The organism is Leptolyngbya sp. FACHB-36 (assembly GCF_014695955.1).
In the GTDB taxonomy this organism is placed as follows: Bacteria; Cyanobacteriota; Cyanobacteriia; order Leptolyngbyales; family Leptolyngbyaceae; genus FACHB-36.
This window is the reverse complement of sequence record NZ_JACJPG010000065.1, coordinates 1-5,903: the sequence shown is the minus strand read 5'-3', so window position 1 is coordinate 5,903 and position 5,903 is coordinate 1. Positions and strand designations below refer to the sequence as shown.

The window sequence follows — 5,903 nt, the reverse complement described above, 5'->3', positions numbered from 1 at the left end:
CAAGCATGGGAGTTTGACGGCGCAGGCTCCGACGTTGCCAGCACGCTAGGGCTTCCCAGTCCCGATGCGTTTTACAGCATGAATGATGCTGATTGTTTGGGCGTGCAGCAGCTCGCCCGCGACACGGCTGAGCAAAAGAAGAAGGTTGCGCTTGCCACGAAGAAGTGGGGGCAGATCTTCAGCGATCGCACCGCAATGGTGCAGTCGGTGCATGAACTGCTGCGTGGCGGTTTAAAGGAGGTGATGTCGCAGCGCAAGGAGTACGCCAAAACTGCTGAAGCACTGGGCAAGTTCAGCGCTGATAGCGAAGTGCTAGCCGCTGAAACTCGTCACGCTCTCGGCAATATCGAGTACGAGAAAGGCGCTCGGTTGGGACTGGCAGACAAAGAAGCGGGACTGGACCGACAAGCGATCGACCATCGCTATAAGTCACTCGCTGACCTGAGTTTGCACAAGCTGCAGCAGCGCAAATCGACTATCACCGCTCAAATCGCTGCCCGTAAACAGGAAACACAGCCTCCCGCATGGCTGCTGCAAGGATAAATCCATGAATCCTCGCTTTCTCAGCGCACTGGCGCAGGACGGACTGATTGCAGCGAGTTCTGCGCTTTTATCGTTTTTGACCCGCTTCTATCCCGCCTGGAACTTGCCTGTGGCAGTGCTTCTGGGCGTGGCGATCGCCGCGTCGCTGCTGGCGTGCTTCTGGAAAGAAGAACGCGAAATCGAAACCAGCAGTCTGTTTGGCTCTGGCACACAGCGCGTCTCTCGCTATCTGCTGAGCGGCACAACGCGCCTGCGAATCATGCTGGGGCTGGCGTTTCTGGTGTTAGGTCTACTGCTAGGGAGGCTTTGATGTCACGGCTCTACAAGGCTCAACAACCCATCCTGAACGACCTCGCCACAGGGTTGTTTGCCGCGCTGCTGTGGTTTACGCCTATTGACGCCAAGCTGGGACCGCTAACGATCGGCATTCCCGTTCGGCTGCTGGGCTACGCCGCGTCGCTGTTCTACTGGACGAAAGCCTACCTTGCAGCGGAAGAGCTATTGCAGCAGGCACCGCTGCTGCTGAAAAAAGACGAGGTGGATGACGAAGTTGAGATCGACCACTACACGCACGATCGCGCCGCTGAACTAGAAGCCGCGACGACCCACATTGATGCTGCCTATCTGGAGGCCGCGATGCCCGCGGAGGAAAAAATCCAGCGCTGGCAGAAGGCAACCGAAATTCAGCAGCCAGCGCTGCCAGAAGTAGCCCCAGTTGAAACCAAGGAAGCACCGTCAGAAGTACCGGAAGCACCCGCCAGATCAGGCAATACGCTCTCCGTCCTGATTGGTACTTCAGGCAAGCAGAAACACGTCTGGACGCCATCAGAGCACGGCAACGGCTTCTTCTTGGTGCTGGGTTCATCCGGCAGCGGCAAAACCGAAACCCTCAAGTCGATCGCCGCCGAAACCCATCATTTCGGCATTCCGGTGCTGATCTTCGACTTCCACGGCGACGTGGTGCTGGAAGGTGCCACGACCTACAAAATTTCTCACGCCAGCGAGTTTGGCATCAACCCAATGCAGCTCGACTCGACAGACCCCGACGATGGGGGCGTATTTGCCCAGGTGAGCCTGCTGCTGGAGCAGCTCCAGAGCAGCATCCCGTCGATCGGGCACAGACAGCACCAAGTGCTGAAGCAGGCGATTGAGCTTGCCTATCAGCATCAGGGCATCACCAGCGATCCACAGACCTGGAGCAAAACAGCACCCACCTTCGCCACAGTGCTGCGGATTCTGGAACTTCTTGCTGAAAACGCCGAAGGTCCGGCAAAAGACTCGATTCTGGGTGCCCATGCCGCCGTCGCTAAGATTTTTGAGCATCCCATTTTCGCTAAGCCGAAGCAGGTAAAACTGGATGCTCTGCTCAAATCCAGCCATCGCCTCGATCTATCTCGACTGGAGAACGACGCCCTGCGCTTTCTGGTCGTTGATACGCTGCTGCGGAAGCTGACCCGCGCCCTCCGCGCTCAGGGGCACATTCCCGTGCAGCCCAAATCTGACAGAGAGCGCTATCGCTTGCTCACAATTATTGACGAGGCGAAGTTGGTCGCCAGCCGCGATCGCGATAACCCGAACAGCACGTTAAACAAATGCCTGACGGAATACCGCAAGTTTGGGCTGGGAATGGGATTAGGCAGTCAAGTAGCAGAGCACTTTAGCGATGAAGCAAAGGCACAAATCGCCTGCCGTCTGATTCTCAAGCCCTTCGATCGCAAGCAGGCAGCAACCAACGCACCCGATATCGGACTGAGCGCCGAACATCTGCTACTGCTCAAGGGTAGAGGTGACGGCTGGCTGAAGCTGGGAGCTAACGATCGACCGGTGCGCGTGCAGGTAACACCGCTGCATGAGCGATCGTTGGAATCACCGAAGCCTGATAGATCTTCGGAAAATGACGGCCCCGAAGACCTGTGGAAGCAGGCAATAGCACGGCTAGAAGCGGATTTGCAGGCGAAACTACCACCCGCGATCGACCATCCAGAAGTAGATCCACCCGATTCCGCCTCAAATGCTTCACAGCCACCCGCCAATCCAGAAGTAGATCCACCAGATGCTGAAGCACCAGAAGCACGAAATAGCAGTGCTTCTGAATCAGGCGAACTACTTCCTGCTGAGGAATTAACTGCCGCGCTCAAGCGGCTCTGCACACTCTTTAAGGAAGTAGGAAGTACGGAAGCAGTCCATGAGTTCGCGCAACTGTCGATCGACGATCGTGAGCGTGCTTTGTGGTTCGGCATCAAGGCGCTGGGGCTGACGCAGCGACAAGCCATCCTCAAAGTCTTCGATCGCTCTGGCAGCGGACAGAAGGGATTTTACGAGCCTGCGAGCTGGCTCAAAGCACTAGAAGAAAAGTTTGGAACCAATCAGGAGTAGCTATGGCGATAACTGAAATTCGACTGATTACAGATCTGCCGGACGACACTGGCTGGTTGGATGGATACGCAGGACGGCGATCGCGCGCCGATCTACTTACCTCACCAGAAGCGTCTGTCTGGTATGAAAAGGGCTGGCGGCGAGGCTGCCGGGACGCCTACAAAGATGCGAATCCTGACAACGAAGAGGTTTAACGAAGTGGGTAAATTTTTGTCCCCTGAATACCGCGCCTATATCAACTCGCCCCAGTGGAAGCGCGGCTGGCGTCGTGGTCTGACGCTGCGACTGCTGTTCGGACGTGACTGCATTCTGCCGATCTTCCCGGCCCACGATGCTGATCACATTACCTACCGGAACCTGACGCGCGAGCTGCCGCTGCGCGATCTGGTTCCGCTTAACCGGATAGTGCACCGACAAGTCATTACACCGCTGCGCGATCTGCTGCGATGGCTGCTGGGCCGCAAACTTGGGAATGGGGTACTCGCGTGGTTCCTGCGCGGCTGTGTGCTGTTCTGGTGGGGCGTGATTTTCGCGATCGTCGCCCAGATTGCAGCCCTCATGCAGAGCTGAGTTGAGGTGCGATCGCCTTGCTCTGCTGGCTGCTGTGGCTGCTACGTTAATTGGGAACCATAAGAAAAGCCTCTGAGAGTCATCGCTCAGAGGCTTTTGTTGTAATTTCTCCCAGAATACCCATGCTTCTACTGCTCATTGCAATGGCGATCTTCTCCGTGCTGCTGCTCCGTGAATTATTAGTAGAGATTCAGAACCAGCGCGAGAAAAAGCTTGAATACTGATGGGATCTACACATATTCATTCACCGTATCAAATTATGCTAACACCGTTACAAAATTCCAAAATCTTTTTTGTTTCCTCAATTTGTTGTGTTTCCAGCTCGATAGTTATTCATCTGGCAGTTTTTCGATTATTAAGGTATAATTCCGCAGCGCCGTCTATATCTTTACATCGAGATATATTAGCTATTCTAGCCACAGCTATAGTGGTTGGCTTAATTAAAGCTCTTATAGTCAGTGCTGTTACTTATCTGGTAAAACCCTCTTTACGATGGTGGATAATTATCATCAGTACTTTCATTTTTTCCTTAATTGAGGGATGGCTCGACTACGAACTCTGGTCTTGGAGATTTCCTTTTGGTTGACAAACTACTTCTGTCATAGTACTTTCTCGATTAGAGTAAAGTTGTATTTTCATTCCTACTTATTGATTCACTTGAAGCCAAGATGATCAGGTGTTGCGAGATTAGAAGATAGCTGTGACGCTTGTGGAATTTACTAAGTTCTCCAGCACATTCCACGAGATCGGGTCGCTCCACGCCAAGCTTGACCTTGAGAGGATATTTGGAAATACGGAGAGGGTAAAAAACTTAAGCAAGTCTGCGGAGCATCAGTCGAATTATGGCAATGTGGATGAATGCTTCTGAAGAAGCGGGTAAGCGCAAGTTTATTAGCTCAAATTGAAGGAGTATCAAATGCTATTCATGCTTATTGAGCGATTCAAAGACAATGACATGCTGCCAATTTATAAGCGCGTTCGCGATGAAGGACGAATGTTTCCTGAAGGTCTTAAACACATTGATAGTTGGGTAGAACCAAATTTCAGTAGATGTTTTCAGCTCATGGAATGTGACGATTTACGCTTACTTCAGGAATGGATTTTGAAGTGGCGTGGTTCAGGAGCAACCTTTGAAATTGTTCCGGTAGTTAGTAGTAAAGAAACCCAGGAAGTCATCGCTCCATTGCTTGATCACCTGTAAATTGCTTATGCTAAAGATAGCGCTTGAAAAGCGATCATTGAATTCGAGATGTTCCAAGATTGCTGGTAAGAGCGTTAGCAGAGTTGGGCGGTAGTGAAAGCCAGCTAATACGTCAGTGCAGCGGATTGACGGGCAATCTCCTAGTTGTGGAAAAGTCTCTGGCAACCACTGACTGTTGCCGTTAGACTGCAAGGCTATCTGTAGCGGGTGAGTCGGAACGTTAGGCGGCTAGAAGAAATCGGGAGCCAGTATTTCGAGCGGGAATCCTAGCCGCAACCCTCTCCCCCATTCCCATGTTTACCGAAGCCGATCGCAAAGCCCTCCAATCCGCGCAGCTAGAGCGTCTGCGCACCTTTTTTGCCGAATCGCTGGGCAGTGCCGAAATGCATCTGACCTTGGATGCCGCGCTGGTGATTGTTCTTAGCGCGCCCCAGCAAGTAGACGGTCTGCTGGCAGATGTTGACCTCTTCCGCTATTTTGTATGGCTGGTGACGGGAGCGGGCGCGATCAAGGTGTATTACGCTGGAGAGGAGGTATGGAGCGCGTTAACGCGAGATGCAATAGAATTAGAGGCAATCTTGCAGTATGAGGATGCGACGATGACTGCTGTGACTATTGAGCGACTATTACAAGACACGCCACAGCCCACTACAACGGCTGACGATCGGCTGCTGCCGCTCTCTCAAGTTGCAGAGCAAATCGCTAATCTGACAGGGCAATCAGCTGAGCTAATTACCAACGGCATTCTCAGCACTGGTGCGGTGCGAGTGCGGAGTGGAGAATGGGTTGTCCCCAGCAACATCGGGGATGCAGCGATCGACTCCTACGCGGCAGACCTTGCTGCCAGAATGAAATCGCAAATCCGCAACGGCGTTGCGGAAGCACCCCAGGCAGAACTGCCCGTTGAAACAAACGGCAATGGCGCTGCCGCCGCGATCGTGGAGACGCCTGAGACGCCTGAGACAGTAGAGCCAAAGCCCGCAGCCAAGAAGCCCGCTGCTACCAATACAAAGAAGACTCCGGCTAAGAAAGCAACCACCAAGAAGCCTGGTCGCCCCGCAGCCAAGAAATCAGAGCCGCAGCCCGAAGCTGAAGCCGAGGCTGCTCCGACGGCGTAACTTTAACCATGCCCCCAATTTATTTAGGCCCGATCGCCCTAGCCGCGATCGGGCTTTTTTACGGCCCAAGAAGTCTGCCGTCCCTGCCTGCCCGC

At 53.4% G+C, this 5,903-nt stretch carries 7 protein-coding genes; all 7 read left to right on the top strand.

Annotated features, from left to right (window positions below; translation table 11 throughout):
• On the top strand, window positions 1-543 hold a 543-nt coding region (locus H6F43_RS00920), incomplete at its 5' end, for a hypothetical protein (RefSeq protein WP_190340152.1).
• 4 nt (window positions 544-547) lie between these two features.
• Window positions 548-853, top strand: coding sequence for a hypothetical protein (locus H6F43_RS00915; protein ID WP_190340151.1), 306 nt, complete (start codon window positions 548-550; stop codon window positions 851-853).
• Entirely contained in the window at window positions 853-2,919 is a 2,067-nt protein-coding gene (locus tag H6F43_RS00910) for a helicase HerA-like domain-containing protein (RefSeq protein ID WP_190340150.1), read from the top strand. The genes H6F43_RS00915 and H6F43_RS00910 overlap by 1 nt, the downstream gene beginning before the upstream one ends.
• Before the next feature lie 2 nt (window positions 2,920-2,921).
• On the top strand, window positions 2,922-3,113 hold the full coding sequence (locus H6F43_RS00905) for a hypothetical protein (protein WP_190340149.1): 192 nt from the start codon (window positions 2,922-2,924) through the stop codon (window positions 3,111-3,113).
• A gap of 16 nt (window positions 3,114-3,129) precedes the next feature.
• Window positions 3,130-3,489 carry a hypothetical protein gene (locus tag H6F43_RS00900; protein WP_190340148.1) on the top strand — a complete coding sequence of 120 codons (360 nt, stop codon included), beginning with the start codon at window positions 3,130-3,132 and terminating at the stop codon, window positions 3,487-3,489.
• Between the two features lie 916 nt (window positions 3,490-4,405).
• Complete coding sequence (locus H6F43_RS00895) at window positions 4,406-4,690, top strand: DUF3303 family protein (protein WP_190340147.1); 285 nt, start codon at window positions 4,406-4,408, stop codon at window positions 4,688-4,690.
• Window positions 4,691-4,983: 293 nt separating this feature from the next.
• Window positions 4,984-5,808 (top strand): hypothetical protein, encoded by an 825-nt coding sequence (locus H6F43_RS00890; protein ID WP_190340153.1) that lies wholly within the window; start codon window positions 4,984-4,986, stop codon window positions 5,806-5,808.
• Window positions 5,809-5,903: the final 95 nt, after the last annotated feature.